At 50.3% G+C, this 764-nt stretch carries 1 protein-coding gene; it reads left to right on the top strand.

Annotation, left to right across the window (positions count from 1 at the left end; translation table 11 throughout):
- The first annotated feature begins 103 nt into the window (after window positions 1–103).
- Window positions 104–733, top strand: a complete 630-nt coding sequence (locus tag R7093_RS25160; RefSeq protein WP_318147009.1) for a bifunctional 4-hydroxy-2-oxoglutarate aldolase/2-dehydro-3-deoxy-phosphogluconate aldolase — start codon at window positions 104–106, stop codon at window positions 731–733.
- Window positions 734–764 lie beyond the last annotated feature (31 nt).

A 764-nucleotide genomic window follows, 5' to 3' on the forward strand; every position in this document is an offset into this window, starting at 1 on the left:
TCAAAGAGGAAACGCACTGGCAGGTGCTGTGATTCAACATCGCGGTGCCATCATTCCCAAAGCATTCACACAACCGGCGCTTGGCGTCGTTTAAGGAACACTCATGTCTAGCATTAAAGAACAATTGAAAGCTCTGAAAGTCATCCCTGTTATCGCTATTGATAAAGCAGAAGACATTATCCCACTGGGTAAAGTACTGGCAGAAAACGGACTACCAGCCGCTGAAATCACTTTCCGTTCAGCAGCGGCTGCAGAAGCGATTCGCCTACTGCATGAAGCCCAGCCAGACATGCTGATTGGCGCCGGTACGGTGCTAAACCGCGAGCAAGCAATTGCAGCAAAAGAAGCAGGCGCAACCTTTATCGTATCGCCTGGCTTTAACCCACATACCGTTAAAGCGTGCCAAGAAATCGGCATTGATATCGTACCGGGTGTGAACAACCCAAGCACAGTTGAAGCCGCACTGGAAATGGGATTAACCACCTTGAAGTTCTTCCCTGCGGAAGCCTCTGGCGGCATCAACATGGTGAAATCACTGCTTGCGCCATACACCGACATCGAACTGATGCCTACTGGTGGCATTAACCCTGCGAACATCAAAGATTACTTAGCTATTCCACGCGTTTTGGCCTGTGGCGGAACCTGGATGGTAGACAAGAAACTGATCGAAGCGGGCAACTGGGAAGAGCTTGCTCGCCTGACTCGCGAAGCAGTAGCGCTTGTGAATGAGTAATCGCTTTTAGCGATTGAATAAAGTGCCCAGC

The organism is Vibrio sp. 1580 (assembly GCF_033340055.1).

What these genes read in the sequence shown, in the direction of transcription:
- R7093_RS25160 (WP_318147009.1), top strand. Translation starts at nt 104, where the DNA reads ATGTCTAGCATTAAAGAACAATTGAAAGCTCTGAAAGTCATCCCTGTT.